The 16,296-nt window shown below is 46.2% G+C and carries 13 protein-coding genes and 1 tRNA gene; 4 read left to right on the top strand and 10 right to left on the bottom strand.

Translation table 11 applies throughout. The annotated features are described in order from the left end of the window. A partial coding sequence (locus AC5JL3_RS11110) for an RNA-guided endonuclease InsQ/TnpB family protein (RefSeq protein WP_496074551.1) occupies positions 1 to 796 on the bottom strand: 796 nt, incomplete at its 3' end. 369 nt (positions 797 to 1,165) lie between these two features. Between AC5JL3_RS11110 and hflX the strand changes: the two genes are divergently transcribed. Both hflX and AC5JL3_RS11100 read left to right on the top strand, forming a co-directional pair. Beyond that, positions 1,166 to 2,833: a GTPase HflX gene (gene hflX / locus AC5JL3_RS11105; protein WP_496074550.1), complete on the top strand. Its 1,668-nt coding sequence runs from the start codon at positions 1,166 to 1,168 to the stop codon at positions 2,831 to 2,833. Between the two features lie 281 nt (positions 2,834 to 3,114). Beyond that, the gene (locus AC5JL3_RS11100) at positions 3,115 to 3,720 is read left to right on the top strand and encodes an HD-GYP domain-containing protein (protein WP_496074549.1); all 606 of its coding nucleotides are present in this window, start codon (positions 3,115 to 3,117) and stop codon (positions 3,718 to 3,720) included. A gap of 25 nt (positions 3,721 to 3,745) precedes the next feature. Here AC5JL3_RS11100 and AC5JL3_RS11095 read toward each other — a convergent pair whose 3' ends face one another. Further along, positions 3,746 to 6,088, bottom strand: a complete 2,343-nt coding sequence (locus tag AC5JL3_RS11095) for a phosphodiester glycosidase family protein (protein WP_496074548.1) — start codon at positions 6,086 to 6,088, stop codon at positions 3,746 to 3,748. A gap of 38 nt (positions 6,089 to 6,126) precedes the next feature. Here AC5JL3_RS11095 and AC5JL3_RS11090 point away from each other — a divergent pair, with 38 nt between their 5' ends. Next, the gene (locus AC5JL3_RS11090) at positions 6,127 to 6,792 is read left to right on the top strand and encodes a DUF2834 domain-containing protein (RefSeq protein ID WP_496074547.1); all 666 of its coding nucleotides are present in this window, start codon (positions 6,127 to 6,129) and stop codon (positions 6,790 to 6,792) included. A gap of 222 nt (positions 6,793 to 7,014) precedes the next feature. Here AC5JL3_RS11090 and AC5JL3_RS11085 read toward each other — a convergent pair whose 3' ends face one another. From AC5JL3_RS11085 to AC5JL3_RS11050, 8 genes are all read right to left on the bottom strand, one after another. Beyond that, positions 7,015 to 8,409, bottom strand: coding sequence for an MATE family efflux transporter (locus tag AC5JL3_RS11085; RefSeq protein ID WP_496074546.1), 1,395 nt, complete (start codon positions 8,407 to 8,409; stop codon positions 7,015 to 7,017). Positions 8,410 to 8,559: 150 nt separating this feature from the next. After that, on the bottom strand, positions 8,560 to 10,341 hold the full coding sequence (locus tag AC5JL3_RS11080; RefSeq protein WP_496074545.1) for a tetratricopeptide repeat protein: 1,782 nt from the start codon (positions 10,339 to 10,341) through the stop codon (positions 8,560 to 8,562). A 207-nt stretch (positions 10,342 to 10,548) separates the two neighbouring features. Next, positions 10,549 to 11,346: a uroporphyrinogen-III C-methyltransferase gene (cobA, locus tag AC5JL3_RS11075; protein ID WP_496074544.1), complete on the bottom strand. Its 798-nt coding sequence runs from the start codon at positions 11,344 to 11,346 to the stop codon at positions 10,549 to 10,551. Between the two features lie 10 nt (positions 11,347 to 11,356). After that, positions 11,357 to 12,277, bottom strand: coding sequence for a sirohydrochlorin chelatase (locus AC5JL3_RS11070; protein WP_496074543.1), 921 nt, complete (start codon positions 12,275 to 12,277; stop codon positions 11,357 to 11,359). A 171-nt stretch (positions 12,278 to 12,448) separates the two neighbouring features. Next, positions 12,449 to 13,132 (bottom strand): manganese catalase family protein, encoded by a 684-nt coding sequence (locus AC5JL3_RS11065; protein WP_496074542.1) that lies wholly within the window; start codon positions 13,130 to 13,132, stop codon positions 12,449 to 12,451. 272 nt (positions 13,133 to 13,404) lie between these two features. Continuing rightward, the gene (locus tag AC5JL3_RS11060) at positions 13,405 to 14,784 is read right to left on the bottom strand and encodes a GUN4 domain-containing protein (protein WP_496074541.1); all 1,380 of its coding nucleotides are present in this window, start codon (positions 14,782 to 14,784) and stop codon (positions 13,405 to 13,407) included. A gap of 307 nt (positions 14,785 to 15,091) precedes the next feature. Continuing rightward, positions 15,092 to 15,694, bottom strand: a complete 603-nt coding sequence (locus AC5JL3_RS11055; protein WP_496074540.1) for a hypothetical protein — start codon at positions 15,692 to 15,694, stop codon at positions 15,092 to 15,094. Between the two features lie 13 nt (positions 15,695 to 15,707). Then, on the bottom strand, positions 15,708 to 16,088 hold the full coding sequence (locus AC5JL3_RS11050) for a DUF4359 domain-containing protein (protein ID WP_496074539.1): 381 nt from the start codon (positions 16,086 to 16,088) through the stop codon (positions 15,708 to 15,710). A 116-nt stretch (positions 16,089 to 16,204) separates the two neighbouring features. On the opposite strand from AC5JL3_RS11050, the gene AC5JL3_RS11045 reads away from it, so the two are divergent. Further along, positions 16,205 to 16,277: transfer RNA gene (locus AC5JL3_RS11045), tRNA-His, on the top strand. The last annotated feature ends 19 nt before the right edge of the window (positions 16,278 to 16,296 follow it).

Here is a 16,296-nt window from a genome sequence, read left to right as displayed (position 1 = left end):
CTTGGTTCTCATTGACGAGCTTCCTTGAAAGCTTATGTAGAAAATCTGCTCTTGAGTTACTCACTCGTTCGTGAACCCTAGCAACAACCTTTCTATACTTATGTCTTGACTTGCTTCCTTTTTGCTTTCTGGCTAGCTTTTGTTGTTTGCACTTAAGGTTTTTCTCATGCTTGACAAGGTGTCTGGGGTTATCGTACTTAGATACCTTGCTACCATCGCTGGTCACGGCAAAGTGCTTCAAACCCAAGTCAAGACCAATCACTGTGCCTTCTGTTGAAACAGCAGGATTCTCACCTTCTATCTCAGTCAAGATAGATGCATAGTATTTTCCTGATGGCTCTTTACTGACAGTGACAGTCTTGAGTGTTCCCTCAATAGTTTTGTGGATTTTGGCTTTTACTGTACCTACCTTGCCAGGTAGCTTGACCGCATTATTCTCCACCTTGACGTTCTGGGGGTACTGAATTGACTGCTTGCCGTGCTTTGATTTGAATCGTGGAAATCCCGCACGACCTTCAAAGAAATTTTTGTAAGCCGTTGTCAGATTGAGAGTGACAGCCTGCAATACCTGACTATAACACTCGCCTAACCATGCAGTCTCCTCATCCTTCTTGAGCATTGGCAAAAGCACATTGAGTGCTGAACGCCCCAGCCCCTTACCCGTATCTCGGTAAGTTTCAATAGACTTATTGAGTCCGTAATTCCACCACCAACGCGCACAACCGAAATGCTGATCTAGCAGCATCTCTTGCTCTGGCGTTGGGTATAAGCGGACTTTTACGGCTCTATGCAGCATTCAATTTACCTCATAAGCACTAATCTTACCATCTATCATGATTAGAGATAAATACATAAACAAAAGTTTGGAAGCCCCCGTGCCTATGGCTTCCGTGCTTTCATCCCAAGCGTGTCTACCGACTCAAGGGGATTTCCCGCAGGTTATCGTTAAAGAATAGTGATGAAGAAGCTGGGAAGCAGGAAAAGTCGAGGGAGCAGGGGAAGCTTGAAGAGCTATCACGATATATCGCTAAATAACTAAAGCATCAGTTTTTGCTGCCAGTTTGTAGAATAGATTCCATAAAGTTAGAGGTAAGGTGAGCTTATCGAGACTATCTACGGCAACCTTCAGGGTCTAAAGTCCAGCCAGCTTAAGCAGCTACAACGGTTGTATACCCAGCGCGTCCCAGGCGATCGCTTTACAACGCCGGAGTTTGCCCAGCGACTGGCAGCGATCAGCGTGGATATTAAACAGCCGTTATGTACCTACATCAATCGCCGAGGACAGGTGATTCGTGTGGGTGTGGGTACACTAAATCAGACGAAAATTCCGCCTCAAGAATTACCGCGCTACGGTGCTGAACGTTTATCTGGAATTCGCTGCATTTCTACCCAGCTCAAAGCAGAAACCCCCAAAGAATCGACCTTAACGGCAATGCTGATTCAGCGATTGGATGCTTTGGTGGTACTGAATGTTACTGAATCAGGATTTGAGCGACGGGGTGGTGGTGCGACAGGGTATGTCAAAGAAACTTACTTGGCTCATTTAATCCCTACTGCTGAGTCAGGAGTACAAGAGCTTGATGATCGCGTTCGGGCACTTGACTCGACACTCAGTTGGAGCTTGTCACCTGCCCTCAGCTTGGACATACTGACTAAACAGGATTTTCTGGATTTGGTCGAAGGACTAGAAGCCGAGTTCCGCCGAGAATTTGTCGCTCAACAGGTCGATGCTGACCAAGATAGGGTGCTGATTGTTGGGTTGATGACGGATGGCATCACCAAAGAACGCTTTGAAGATGGCTTAGCCGAAATTGGTAGATTAGTGCAAACAGCGGGCGGAGAAGTGTTGCAGACAATGCGACAAAAGCGATCGCGTCCTCATCCCCAAACCGTTGTTGGAGCAGGGAAAGTTCAGGAGATTGCCCTAACGGTACAAACAGTAGGAGCCAATCTTGTCGTATTTGACCGCGACCTCTCCCCGGCACAAATCCGCAACCTCGAATCAGAAACAGGTGTTCGAGTTGTAGACCGTACCGAAGTTATTCTCGATATCTTCGCCCAACGTGCCCAATCCAGGGCAGGAAAATTGCAGGTGGAACTTGCCCAGTTAGAATACATGCTGCCTCGGCTTACAGGTCGTGGTCAGGCAATGTCACGCTTGGGGGGTGGTATTGGGACTCGTGGCCCTGGTGAAACAAAACTAGAAACGGAACGTCGTGCCATTCAACGCCGGATTACCCGCTTGCAACAGGAAGTGAATCAGCTACAAGCCCATCGCTCACGGATGCGGCAACGGCGGCAGAAACAGGAAGTTCCGACCATTGCTGTAGTTGGTTATACCAATGCTGGAAAATCCACGCTGTTGAATACATTAACCAATGCCGAGGTTTATACTGCTGACCAGCTCTTTGCGACGCTTGACCCAACTACACGACGTCTACCAATTCCTGATGCCGTAACAGGGGAGCCAATTTCAATTTTGCTGACCGATACGGTTGGCTTTATCCACGAACTGCCCCCACCTCTCGTTGATTCCTTCCGGGCTACCTTGGAAGAAGTCACCGAAGCGGATGCCTTGCTGCACGTCGTCGATTTATCCCATCGGGCTTGGCAAAGTCACATTCGTTCAGTCATGTCCATTCTGTCGGAGATGCCTGTCACACCAGGACCGATACTGCTAGCGTTTAACAAAATCGATCAGGTAGACGGCGATACGTTGGTGCTTGCTCAAGAGGAATTTCCTCAAGGGGTGTTCATTTCAGCTAGTCAGCGTTTAGGACTCGAAACCTTACGCCAGAAGTTGGCTCAGCTTGTTCATTACGCACTCGCTTGAAAATAGGTGAGAGGGGACAGGTGGTAGGTGGTAGGGAGAGGGATTTTCATTCTTTCGTTGTGAGCGTAGCTCATGGTGCCTCACTTGAAAAAACTTTTTACAAACAACCAACAACAAATAACCAAGTCGGCGGGAAGACAACATCCTTTTATGTGTGGGAGGAACACCATCCGCCGACTTTTTGTGACTGGGATCAGGGGTAGAATTGCTGTGGATGACCACTAATCTTCACAAAAAAGGCAAAAATTAGAAATGAAGACAAAAAATAACCTCGCAGTTTGATGCTTCATTCCGGCGACACCGAGATTTTGAATTTTCTTGAGCAAATCCAGCTTGCCCGAAATGTTACAGCGGGCTTACGGTGCTACCGTCTCCGAACAATGTGTCTACATTTCGGACGTTGGCTGAAATTAACTCAAGAACAAATGCGTCAGCTAATTTTCTTGAGTTACTGCCATGGTTTGGGGAAAATTGGCATTCCTGACGCTATCCTACTCAAACCGGGTACTTTGAGCGATCAGGAGTGGGCGAAGATTCGAGAGTACCCAGAAGTCTCAGCACTCATGTGTAGTCAGCTTCCGATACTCAAAGAGTTTGCCCCCTTAGTGCGATCGCATCAAGAACGCCTCAATGGCACAGGATATCCGGATGGCTTGACTAGGGAAAAAATTCCTTATGTTGTTCAAGTCTTTCAGTTGGTGAATGTGGCGGATGCGATTATTAGCAAACGCCTACATCGCGCCCGTAACGCTCCAGCCAGCGATCGCCCCTATTGGGCACAAGCCGTAGAGGAAATCACTAAAGAAATGCAGGCGGGAGCAAGAGATCCAGAACTCTGTGAGAAGTTTTTCCGCTTTCTTGAGCTTTACTACCGAGGTGGTAGTTGAGAGGATGACTACTTGCAAAGAACTATCAATCCAGGAAGATGCCAAGACCATTATGAACACTAGCCGCTGTACTCGGCGCACGATTAAGAAGTTGACCGCCTAAGGCTAGACTTGTCGAACTACCACCGTCTAAATTTAGAGCCTCAACTGCCCCTAATTGCTGCATGAGTTGGCTAGTTTCTGCTAGGGTAGGGCCACTTCCCCCGATGCGGTTGTGGATTGTGGCAATCATCAACTCGCCAGACGCGGAAATCCCAACAGCACTACGAATTGCCGCTTGTTTATTAAACGCCTCACTGAAGCCTTCCACCTTAGCATCGAGAACAACTTGTTGATTTTGCACCAGCATTGGCCCTCCACCCAAGATGTGAGGGAATTGGCTAAAATCAGCCGGAACTGTGGTGCTTTCTAGTTGCACTTTTGTCCCAACGGTTAAAGCACTTGCTGTTTCTGGTGTGACTCGTAAGGTGAGTAAGTAGCCATCACGAGGTATCGTAATCGGAGTTTGACCGACTGCACCTCCTGGTGATTGGCTGGTTACTTGGTTATTCTGGACAATGACAAGAATTTCGTTATCAGTCAAAGGAGTGTAGGTAGTTCCCCAATCAGGCGTATAACGAGCAATCCCACGCTGAACATAGCCAGTGTTGAGTAAGACTAATGGGAGACGCTGTCCACTGCTTGTAATCAAGGTTTCCATCAGCGTCAGCCGAGCAATTTTAAACAAACCTGCATCATTCCAGGCGATCGCACCTCGGTTGAGAATGGGGCCTGATAACCAGCGATTTTCCCGCCGAATTGCACCTAATGGTAACTGATTATTCCGATTAAAAAATCCCCCATTAATCGCTGCTGCTACCTGTGACTTTTGAGCGATTGTAATTAATGGCGCGATTCCTGTCATCGTGGTGGGGTTAGTCCAGATTGGTTTAATAGTTAGTCCAATAGAACGCCCATCAATGGTTAGCCAAACAATTGGGAAGCGAGTTGAACCGAGACTAAGATACTGCTGTCGCCAACGTAGTCCCTTTGCCCAAAGAATATCTCGTTCTACTAGCGCATCCGATCGCAACTCAACAACAAGACGATTTGGGTTAGATAGCGTTGAGGTGCGAACTGACAAGCCATCAGGGAGATTTCCTCGAATAATGGTTTGGTTATTGCCCTTCTCGACTGTTGGTGGTAACGGTTTTTCATTACTACCGCCTGTTTCTCCCTCATTCCTATCCTCTGTTGTGTCTCCGGGATTGGCTGGAGGCTCAACCGGACGAGGCTTAAACCGTTCTACAATCGCTTGGTCAACTAAAGCATCAATTGTCACTACCCATTGCTGGTTTTGTTGACTGAGTTGCCAGGGAGTTGCTCGATTTAAATCAACTACAAGGCGCGAACCTGGAGATTGTTCAGTAAAGGTAATGTTCTCCACGTTGCCGATTTTCGTGACGAGATTCAGTGTGTTGCCGTTAATCTGTATCTGCCAATCGCTAGTGCTTACCCAATCTGTGATATCTAAGTAGCGATTTGTTCCATCCCGCCTTGTCGCCAAATTCAAGGGATTGGCTGATGAGGAAAACCACTGTCCTGGTTGTTTAGTTGAATCAGTAGTATTTAGGAGTTCTACCCCCAGTGTTTGCCTAAGTCCCGTATCACTAATCCCTGTGCGAGGGAAAGCACCATTACTCCACTGACTCCACGAGGCAGACATCGACCTACCATTGACAGATACAGTCATCCCTTGGCGAATTGTTCCAGCAGGGAAGACTTCCACAATATACTGAGATGCGATCGCACTGGCTTGTCCTATAGACACCAATGCTTGGTAGATAAACGCGGCTACTTCACCTCTTGTTGCGGGTTGGTTTGGGTTGAGTGTGCGGAGATTGGGAGAATTTACAACAACTTTGGCACGGGTAGCAGTTGCGATCGCGTCTTTAGCATATCCAGGAATCTGAGATGCATCTAGATAGATTTCTGTCAAGGGGGATATTTGGCTTGCTGTATTCACTGTTGAGGCAAGTCCTAAGCCAGCAACCAGAGAAACTAAAACTTGCGCCCTGGTAATCTTCTCTTGAGGAAGAAATCGTTTATCGGGAAAACCCGACATAAATCCCATTTCAAAGGCTTTTTGAATTGCACTCGCTGCCCAGAAGCTAGAGGGAACATCTACAAAAGGCGCATACTGCCGTAGTTTGGGACGTTGAAATGCCCTTTGTACGAGCGTGGCATACTCTGCCCGTGTCATCGCTTGATTAGGTCGAAAAGTCCCATCACTAAAGCCGTTAACAAGATTACGCGATCGCAAGCCTTGGATAAAAGAACTTGCCCAATGGTCTTGAGTATCAGGAAAAATTGGTAAGGAACTGACCATTCTAGTAAAAGAGGGTTAGGTATTACTTCAAGAAAACTATGGTGAGAAAGATTGGCTTTTGGTTGTTATGGGCTGGATTTATTGTCTATGCCGTGTGGTTTTCTCCGGCAGGTACCTCATCAAACATCACGTTGCTGAAAAATTTATTCACACTGCACTGGACACAAATCAATCCGATTATTCTGGCGATATTTGCCCTCGTCGGAATCTGGCTACTCATTTATAGCTGTCTTTTGTTCATTGATGGCAGGATGCAAACGCTCCCATTCTGGCTGTTTGCCGTCGCTTCAGTTGGTTCAGGGGTAATTGGGTTATTACCTTATTTAGCTCTGCGAGACGATAATCAGGAGTTCTCTGGGGAAAAAGATACGTTCCTCGAAATTTTCGACTCTCGTGGGACTGGGGTAATTCTTGCGATTAGTGCGATCGCTTTAGTGGGTTTTGGCTTGCTGTTTGGCGACTGGGGAGACTTTGTCGTGCAGTTTCAAACCACTCGCTTCGTCAATGCAATGACTATTGCCTTCGGAATATTTTGCCTAGTGTTTCCAGCCGTCTTGGGGGATGATATGGCGCGGCACGGGATTAAAGATAAACGAATATTCTGGGCTGTAGCTCTGCTACCGCTATTTGGTTCAGTTGCTTATCTATGTCTGCGTCCACCCATACCCTCGGCTAGTGCTAAGGAGAGTGTGTTGGAAAGTTGACAAAATGACATAGTTTAACCATTGAAGCGCGTTTTTAAAGGCGTTTTTTGTAGTGCGATCGCACTGTAGCTTGGCGGTTGAAACCGCATCTACACAAACAAAACCCACCTACGCGGGTTTCAAAAGTCTTGAATCTGACGGGGAAGGTAAGAAAACACGCCCTAGTCGTAGAGACGTTCCGCCGGAACGTCTCTACAAAGATTTGTGGATTGCCTATCTCAACTACACCGTAGTAAGCTGCCATCGTCCTCGCACAAAGACAATTACAAGGATAATTGAGCGAAAAATCCAGTCGCAAGTCGAACCCAACCAGACTCCAACCAAACCGAAACCTAAAGTAAACGCAAATAAATAGGTAGCACTGAGACGGACAACTAACCAGCCAGCAAGAGAAACATAGAACGCTGTCTTGGTATCACCTGCCCCCCGGAGTCCCTGAGCGAGTACAGTGCTAATTGCCATAAACGGTTGAGCCACTGCTGCCACATAAAGACAGGGAACACCAGCTAAGATTATTCGCTTGTCCGGCGAGAATGCCGATAGGAGCAGTTTAGGAATCAACATAAATGCTAAACCACATAAACTCAACAGTGCGATCGCTAAAGCCGTCGCTATCCATGCGCCAAAGGCTGATTCTTTTGGGTGTTTAGCTCCTAGTCGTTGGGCAACAATTGCTGCTGCCGCTACTCCAAACCCATCAGCGGAGAGAAAACAAATTGATTCAATACTAATGAGTGCTTGGTTAGCTGCCATCGCGGTGCTACCTAGTGCGCCAATCATCGTGATAAATCCGATGTATCCCAAATGCTGTACGCCACGATCCCCGAAGGCAGGAAAGGAAATTCTTAGTAGTCTTTTTAGGGCAGCACTTTCTCCACCCCAACCTCGAAAGGTTAAGGCACTTTCCCGACGCGCCAAAATCATTAGCAGGATACCTGCATTTAGAGCCAGGGCAACGGCGCTACCAATGGCTGCGCCACGCACTCCTAGTTCAGGCGCACCCCAGTGACCGAAAATGAGAGCGTAGTCGAGTATTGCATTGACAGCATTGGCAAGCATCGCGACTAAAAATGGTGTACGAGTATTACCTGCTGCCTGTAGCATTGCCGCTGACACCATTGACAGTAATAGCAATGGCATTGCCAGTAAAACAATACTAAGATACCTAGCAGCTGTAGCTTGTACTGTTGTATCACCCGCACCAAGTAATGCTAGGAGGCTGTCGAGTCCTACCAGACTCAGTGCTGAGGCAGTGACTCCAATTCCGACTGCAAGTAAGATGCTAGTACGAGCTGTTGCTGCTGCCAAAATGCGATCGCCACTGCCAATTGCCCGTCCAACTAGCGCCACAGAACCAATTGAAAATGCTCCCAAGACACTGGAAATTGACCAAACGAGAGGACCACTAATTTGCATAGAGGCAAGTGACTCTGTACTATGACGCCCTAACATTAGTCGGTCTACCAAAAATACCAACGTTTCGAGCAGCGATTGACCAATTACAGGAAGAGCAAGGCGCACAACATCGCGACTGATGGCACGACGATTAATTGGGGATGTTGCATCATTCTTGTCAAAGATTTGATTCAGTTCTTGAGGCACAGCAAATTTTGTCACACAGACTACGATTCCTTCTGTAAGCTATCGCGCAAAACTTTAACTTGCACAAAGGCAGAAGGCAGAAGGCAGAATGTTTATGGTGTTTGAAGCAAGAGACCGAGCAAGAAAAGCAAAAAAGCTGATAGCTGATAGCTTTCTGCTATATCGCTATTCTTGAAGTTTTTTGATTTGAAATTGCGCGTTGTTATAGCCAGGAATTCTGCCGTTATCTAAAAAGAGTTTAGAGGCTTCCTGAAAATCTTCAATGGCTTCCTCTCTGTTTTTCATCGCAGCATGGTTTAAGCCTCGACCGTAATAAGCTACAGCACTATTAGGGTTGAGTGCGATCGCTTTTGTATAATCTCCAAGTGCGCCGGGATAATCTTCGAGTTTCCGGCGAATATCTCCCCGGTTACTGTAGGCAACGGAGTTGTTGGAATTTAACCGAATCGCTTGCGTATAATCAGAAAGTGCCCCGGTCGTATCGTCTAGTGCCTGACGAATATCTCCTCGGTTACTATAAGCGTTATCGTTATTAGGATTAATCCGAATCGCTTGGCTACAATCTTTGAGTGAGTTTTGATAATCCTTGAGATTAAAGTAAGCAATACAGCGATTGTTGTAGGCAGTATCGTTATTCGGGTTGAGGTTAATTGACTCGGTACAATCAGCGATCGCTTCTTGAGAAACTCCTAAGTTTAGTTGAGCGCTACAGCGGTTTGTATAAGCATCTGCATCTTTGGGATTGAGCTTAATTGACCGTGTGTAATCCTCTACAGACCCTGTATAGTCTCCTAAGAGAAATCTCGCTCGTCCTCGGCTGTAGTAAGCCTTGGCATCATCAGGATTGAGTGCAATGGCTTGGGTATAATCTTCCATGGCTTCCTGCTTATTCCCACTCGCCGCACGCGCTAGTCCTCGTGCTTGATAGGCTTCGCTGTTTTTGGGATTTAAGCGTAGCACTTCGTCAAAATCTGCGATCGCAGCTTGATAATTCTCTAACTCATAGTTAGTTAAACCCCTTTTGTAGTAAGCATCAGCATCAGTTGGTGCTAGCTGAATCGCTTGGTTGAAATCTGCGATCGCTGCCTTGTAGTTTTCCATGTCATAGTAAGCCAGCCCTCGGTTGTAGTAAGCACCCGCCTTCTGGGGCGAAAGCCGAATCATTTCGCTATAGTCCTCAATGGCAGCTTGATAAGCACCCAAGTCATACTGAGCATTTCCCCGGTTGCCATAGGTTAATGGGTCATTAGGATTGAGCTGAATTGACTGATCGAATGCCTGAATTGCGCCTTGCAAATCACCCTTTGTAAGTTTTTCGATACCTTGTTTATAAAACTCTTTGGCGTTCGTTTGAGTTGAATTGCGAAACAGCAACACCCCTCCCAAGACAACAAACAGAACGGCTGCCCCTGCCAAAGCAAGCCAGAGGCGCTTGTGTGACGAGTGTCTTTGCGGCTGTTGAGGAGGGGACACATCTTGCAACAGTGAATGATCAGAATCAGTAGTAGGTTGCTGGGAAACGACTGGCTTCGGGGTCTGTCCCGATTCAATAGCCGGGAGCAAATTCCCGATTTCTAACATTTCTTGCATCCGGAGAACCCCTTGGTCTTCAGGTTGGAGTTGACCCGGTTGTCGTTGTGGGTTTAGGGGATGACCTGGAACAGATTCTTCTACCAGATAAAACTTTTGGTCTTCCACGAAATAATCCAAGATTTCGGGACTCTGGTGGTTTTGTGCCAATCGCTCCAGAGTTTGGGACTTGTGTTTCAACAGAAAAAGCAGGCGGTTCAGGGCTTCTGAGTTTTGTCGAGGAAGCTTTAACTGCCTGATCACATAGACTGGGAAGTCAGGGTGGCGATTATCAGCGGCTAGATAAATCAGTCCTGAGGTACCTGAGCCTAAAACCCTAACGATCCGATAACGATTATTTAAAACCTGATTAATCATGGCTTTTTTGCACCCCCCGCCCCTACTTTAAGCCGATTGTAGGTGAGAAAAAACTTAGGCTCTTAGCATGAGCTTAGTGATTATTAACACGCACTCAAAAATGTCACACAAAAATTTTGGCGTAGCACATTAACGGTATGAAATTGTGTGAGCGTATGCCATACACACGCACAATCTGTTACATAGATATTAAAAATTCTAAGTATTTTAATTGGATAGGTGAGCCGTAGCTAAAATACTGTGCAACTTGACCACATTGCCAATTACTGCGATCGCAGGTGCGCTGAACTGATGAGCCTCTACAGCAGCGACAATGGTTCCCAAGGTGCCAACGAGTTCTTCTTGTTCTGGTCGTGTTCCCCAGCGAATTAGGGCAACGGGTGTCTCTGGACTCATTCCAGCGCCACACAGTTCGGTCACGATATAGGACAGATTGTGAACGCCCATATAAATCACGATAGTTTCTGAACCGTGAGCGATCGCATTCCATTTCACCTCCGGTCGATACTTTCCTGCCGATTCGTGACCTGTTACAAAGGTTACTGAGGAACTATAAGCACGATGAGTCAGAGGAATCCCTGCATAAGCGGGTGCGGCAATCCCGGATGTCACCCCTGGAACAACTTCCACTGGCACCCCAGCCTCCACCAAATCCTGCATTTCCTCTCCACCACGCCCAAACACAAACGGGTCGCCCCCCTTCAGCCGCACCACCACAGCATTGTTTTGTGCTTTTTCAATCAATAATTGCGTGGTTTCCTCTTGTAGCCGAGAGTGACGCCCCATCCGCTTCCCCGCATCAATCTTCTCAGCTTGAGGATTGATCATCGCTAAAATTTGGGCACTCACTAAAGCGTCGTAAACTACGACATCGGCACACTCTAATAGCCCTTTTCCTTTCAGTGTCATCAGTCCAGGGTCTCCTGGTCCAGCACCCACTAAATACACCTTACCTAAGCACCGATTCTGCATTTCTTCTGTGTTTTTCTCGTCTATTGCATTCATGACGTTTGATTCACCCTAATTGGTCAACGTCCCTTGGATTGGGTTTATCCTCGGTTAGCTCGACAATCAAATTCGCTAACTGTGGACTGACACCGATAGGATTAGCAAGACTCAACTCTAACTTGGGAAACCGGGCTTGGAGGCTTGTAATAGATTTCGCGATCTGCGCTTCGCGGCAGCGCTTCGCTATCGCATCCGTAATTCCCCCACAGAAGAGGAAGTAAGGCACAATTGCAATCTGTTGATGACCCGCATTAGCTAACGTGACAATCTGCTCTTCCAGCGTGGGTTTTACTGACCAATACGCTGCCACAGCCCCTAGCTGCTTAGCAACAGCTTCCACTGGCTCATTGCCCCCTGCACGGCGTGTTCCATGAGCAAGCATTATCTTTGCTTCGGTATCTACTGCTGCTAATTGGCTTGCAAGCATTGTTCCTAAGCTAGGGTGCGCTCCCAAATGTGGGCGCTGATGGATTGTAATCGCCTCACCCAAACTTTTTTGCGCCAGTGCTACTTCTGTGGGGATATCTTCCCTCACATGCACTCCTGGTAGGAGAAATATCGGTAGTAACTGCACTTCCTTGCAGCCAGCGGCTAGAGCCACACTTGCAAACTCACAGATTTGCTCATGTAGGGGAGTGTCAGCGAGTTCCAAGGTTGCAGTTCCCACAAGCGGATGTCCAGCACGACTCACTAACATCGTACTTCCAGTGACTCGGTGAGGCTGCCGTGGAGATGCTAGCGTGTCTGGAGTCGCTTTCAAGACACTGATACACAGTGGTGCGGCTTCTTCCGGAATGCGATCGCTATATGTTGCCTCCTGAATTCTCAACTGAGTGCGTACCAACTCAGCTAGTTTTTCCATCGCAACCTGAGGACGTGGGTCACGGCTCCCGTGAGAGACTAATAGATAAGCGGTTAACAAGGGCAATAGTATATCTAAAACTTCTATTTATGTTTTGTTGATTGTATCGTTTTAAGGAACATAATTTTGTATAAAGTGTTTCCAATTGAAAGTAGTCCTAAAAGGAAAGAGCCAGCGTGTAAATATACGCTGGCTCTTACAGTTTTTATTACTGCTGCTAAATTCTGCTAATTACACCTAGTCTTGGACAGGATTAGCAACATACTTGAAATTCTCATCTGAGTTCCAAGGTCCACGCTCATCTTTGCCATTTGTGGACAAATTATAGTAGATGTCTACTGTTTCATCCGGTTGGATATTACCAAAGAAGGGGTCAGTCAGTTTACCCATCGAATCCAGCGCTTTCATGAACATCTTGGTGTGAGAGATTTCACGAGTCAGTAGATGCACCAATGTCTCTTTCGTACCTGCATCCGGTGCTAGCTTAATCAACGATTCGTAAGTTTGACGTGCCCCTGCTTCCGCCGCAATATTCGCTCTTAGGTCACGCACAACGTCACCTCCTTCATTGATGTAAGCCGCAGTCCAAGCAGAACCCTGGCTATCGAGGAAGTGTGGTCCTATACCTCGCACAGCAAACAGCGTACTATTAAATGCCTCAGTTTCGTTGGTACCTTTTGTATGAACTTCAATAAGCTTGCCAACCATTTCCAAATGGCTAAATTCTTCAATGGCAATATCTTGAAGCATATCCTTGATGCCAGCATTTTCTACATGAAAAGACTGCACCCAGTATTGCAAAGCCGCAGTCAGTTCACCCGTCGCCCCTCCAAATTGCTCTAGGAGAAGTTGGGCAAATTTAGGATTGGGTGTATCAACATTAACTGTCTTAGCAATCAGTTCTTTTTTGTGAAAAAACACGAGTTTTCCTTTTTTGAAAGATGGATTTAAGCAACAAAAATTGCACCAGACTTTTGCAAGCCAGTGAGAAGGCTTTCTTCACCTTTATCAACTTCAGCTATGAAATCAACATTAGAACACCCACCATGACCAAGCGTACATCCTGAGATAGAATTTACTATCACATATCTCTAACTACAGGAGAGTATTGTAATTAAGTTAAACTTAAAATTTCTCGTTTTTCCTAATCTCAGATAGTCAGAAAAAAAAAGCTGATGGCTGATAGCTGAGGGCTAACTGCTACAAGCAATGCCACAGTTTTCCAGCTTTGCTGCCAAAATTTTGGGATGATGCCACCAGTTGTAGCCACCTAGCCAACGGCGTGAGGGCAAATGACCAACAGGCGCTCTTAGATTAAATTTCAGTGCTGATTCTTGGGAATAAGAATTGTGGAGAGACCAACCAACGCGATCGCAAAAAATCGTGTAATCTTCATCAGCCTCTTGATAAATGCGGTTCTGGACACTAAAACCAAAGTGTCCCTCGCTGTACTTCACCCAAAGCTTATCCATTGTTTGTAAGTCGCGACAGGGCAATTTTTCAATATCACTGTTGAAGAGATATTGCCCCTGTGTCTTGCCTAGCACCTGACACAAAACATCCCAGGTTTGTTGGTCTGCCTCTTTCCATTTTTTTCTCGCCAACAAGTTTTGTAGTTTGGTGTAATCAATCCCGACTTCTGAGACTAAAGCCTTATTGATATTTCGCTGAGGCGGTAGCAGGGTTGCTACCTGTGTTGAGTTCAACGCTTGTAAGACTTGTTCGACAGATTGATAGCGGTTTTTGATCGTACTTTCTAGTAACTTATCAAGGATTTTACCTAAGCGATCGCTAACTCCCTTGCCGTTGGGTAAATAGTCACGCCATGCCCAACGGTTATTGATAATGTCAAATAACTCGAAGGGAGAAACACCTGTAAGTAAGTAAATACAACTTACACCTAAACTGTAGAGGTCACTTGCTGGGAACGCTTTACCCTTCGTTTGCTCCGGTGCCATGTATTCTGCACTGCCTACGGTTGTACCCGTATGAAATAGCGCTGTGTTAGTGATGAGTTTAGCTACGCCAAAATCAATGAGAATCGGTCTGTGATCACTACGGCGTCGGATAATGTTTGAGGGTTTGATGTCCCGGTGAATCACTTTGCGATCGTGGACAAACTTCAACACAGGTAATAAATCCCTTAGCAGTTGCCAAATCTGCGTTTCCTCAAACGTCCCCACCCGTTGCAATTCCTGCTCTAAAGTTTCTCCCTCAATCAACTCCTGTACCAAATACAAGTGCTTATTCTGCTCAAAGTGAGCCAGAAGTGCGGGGATTTGCGAGTGCTTTCCCAACTCATCCAGTCGTTCGGCTTCTTGATGAAACAAATCCACTGCCTTTTTTAAAACCAAACTACCTTGGTGTAAATAGAGTTGCTTAATTACACAGCGAGGCTTAGAGGGGATATCTTCATCCACAGCTAAAAAGGTAATGCCAAATCCGCCGCGACCAATCGGCTGAGTTGAACGATATCGCTCTCTCAATAGCAGTTTAGAACCACAGCTCAAACAAAACTTGGCTTGGTGAGGATTTTGAGGCGTGAGACATCCAGGAATAACACAGTAGCTCATTGCAGCATTTGAAGGAGACTTTTATGAATCAACAAAACTTCTGCGACCCTGCACTTAGTGCGTAGCCACTAGTATTACTGCTCCGAAGCCTGATAAATGTAAAAGTTTTGAAAAATTCCTAATGACTACAACCTCTAACAGCGAAGTTCCCAGTTATAGCCCAAAGCTATCAGTAGTAGGGTGCGTCACGGGGGATGATATAGTTGCCAACGCCTTTGGTTTTGGAAAACGCATTTAATAGCAACAGTAAATGAGTTAGTCGTGAATTATCCCAAACGTGCGAGGCTCAGTCTCATTTGAGCTTTTATCAGCCATTTTGCATTATCCAAACCAGTTTGCCCAAAATTTGCTCAACTGGCGGCAGTGGATAATCAGTCAGGTCGATCGTAACAGTTTGCCCTTCTAGTTTGAGAAACCGCCAAACTGTACCACTCGTCACCGTTCCGTAGATGGTTGAAATAGGCTGCTGCTTCTGTTGATTAAAGCGTTGAGCAGCCACCATTTCGGCTAAACATTGTCCGAGTGCTGGTTTAAGGTCTTCTTTCTTCGCTTCCACCAAAACTACCGTTGGGGCTTTAATAAACAATTGCTCTGGAGAGCGACTAATCAGAAAATCAACATAGCCCGTCAAATCAACTTCTGGCTGCACATTGAACTCTTCACCCGAAAAGACACTAATTTGTCCTTTGAGCTGACGTTTGACTTCTAACAAGACTGGATTGATAATCCCTTCAGAACGTGCTTTTTCAGTACTGACTGCGATCGCCCAAGGTAGCGTTTCTTTCAGCGTATCTTTGAGTAAAGAACTTGGATTGACTGGGGGAACCTCTGGAAAAAAGCGATCGCCTTCAACGATAGTGAGTTGAAAATCGTCTACAGCTTTGCTAAGGGTAAATTTACTATAAGGCATAGAAGGTTTAGTATTACTGCTCCGAAGCTTGATAAATGTAAAAGTTTTGAAAAATTCCCAGCGTCTCAAACTGGTAAACAGGCAAAAAAGGACCAACGTTTAAATTGGTTCGATAAATGCTGAACAGAAGAAAGTTCTGTCGCTTTGTTGTTTGAGCAATAATTTGCTGAAGTTGTGGTCGTCCTGTATCAACCAGTGATTTGCATTGATTCTGGAGTATATCCCCCAAAACTGGAGGTGCTTGCGTGCAGCCTTCGTTTTTTAAGTACGTTGCCAGTTGCTCAACAGCATACTGCTCATAGGTATCCTGACCAGGATTTGTCAGTGCCATCGATGCTCCTAACGCCACCAGAGCAGCCCCACCAACCGCTGTAACAACTTGTAAAACCTTCATGCTACTTAGTAAACCATCTATCCGCTATGACTACACCCTCTGAGACGAGAGTTCCCTGTTAATTGAAAAGAGATTGATTAACCAACAAACCAGATGTTATATTAGGAACTCAGATGGCGAGCGTAGCCAAATGGTTAAGGCAGTGGTTTGTGGTACCACCATTCGTGGGTTCAATTCCCATCGTTCGCCCTAAATGTGTTGTACAGCA

Source organism: Symplocastrum torsivum, from assembly GCF_059505465.1.
Note: the sequence above shows the minus strand (reverse complement) of the source record. Positions and strands in the feature narration are given on the sequence as shown.

Bases quoted from the DNA above. Each gene is read 5' to 3' on its own strand.
- AC5JL3_RS11080 (WP_496074545.1), bottom strand. From the start codon at position 10,341: ATGATTAATCAGGTTTTAAATAATCGTTATCGGATCGTTAGGGTTTTA.
- AC5JL3_RS11100 (WP_496074549.1), top strand. From the start codon at position 3,115: ATGCTTCATTCCGGCGACACCGAGATTTTGAATTTTCTTGAGCAAATC.
- AC5JL3_RS11055 (WP_496074540.1), bottom strand. From the start codon at position 15,694: ATGCCTTATAGTAAATTTACCCTTAGCAAAGCTGTAGACGATTTTCAA.
- AC5JL3_RS11095 (WP_496074548.1), bottom strand. From the start codon at position 6,088: ATGGTCAGTTCCTTACCAATTTTTCCTGATACTCAAGACCATTGGGCA.
- AC5JL3_RS11090 (WP_496074547.1), top strand. From the start codon at position 6,127: ATGGTGAGAAAGATTGGCTTTTGGTTGTTATGGGCTGGATTTATTGTC.
- AC5JL3_RS11050 (WP_496074539.1), bottom strand. From the start codon at position 16,088: ATGAAGGTTTTACAAGTTGTTACAGCGGTTGGTGGGGCTGCTCTGGTG.
- cobA (WP_496074544.1), bottom strand. From the start codon at position 11,346: ATGAATGCAATAGACGAGAAAAACACAGAAGAAATGCAGAATCGGTGC.
- AC5JL3_RS11060 (WP_496074541.1), bottom strand. From the start codon at position 14,784: ATGAGCTACTGTGTTATTCCTGGATGTCTCACGCCTCAAAATCCTCAC.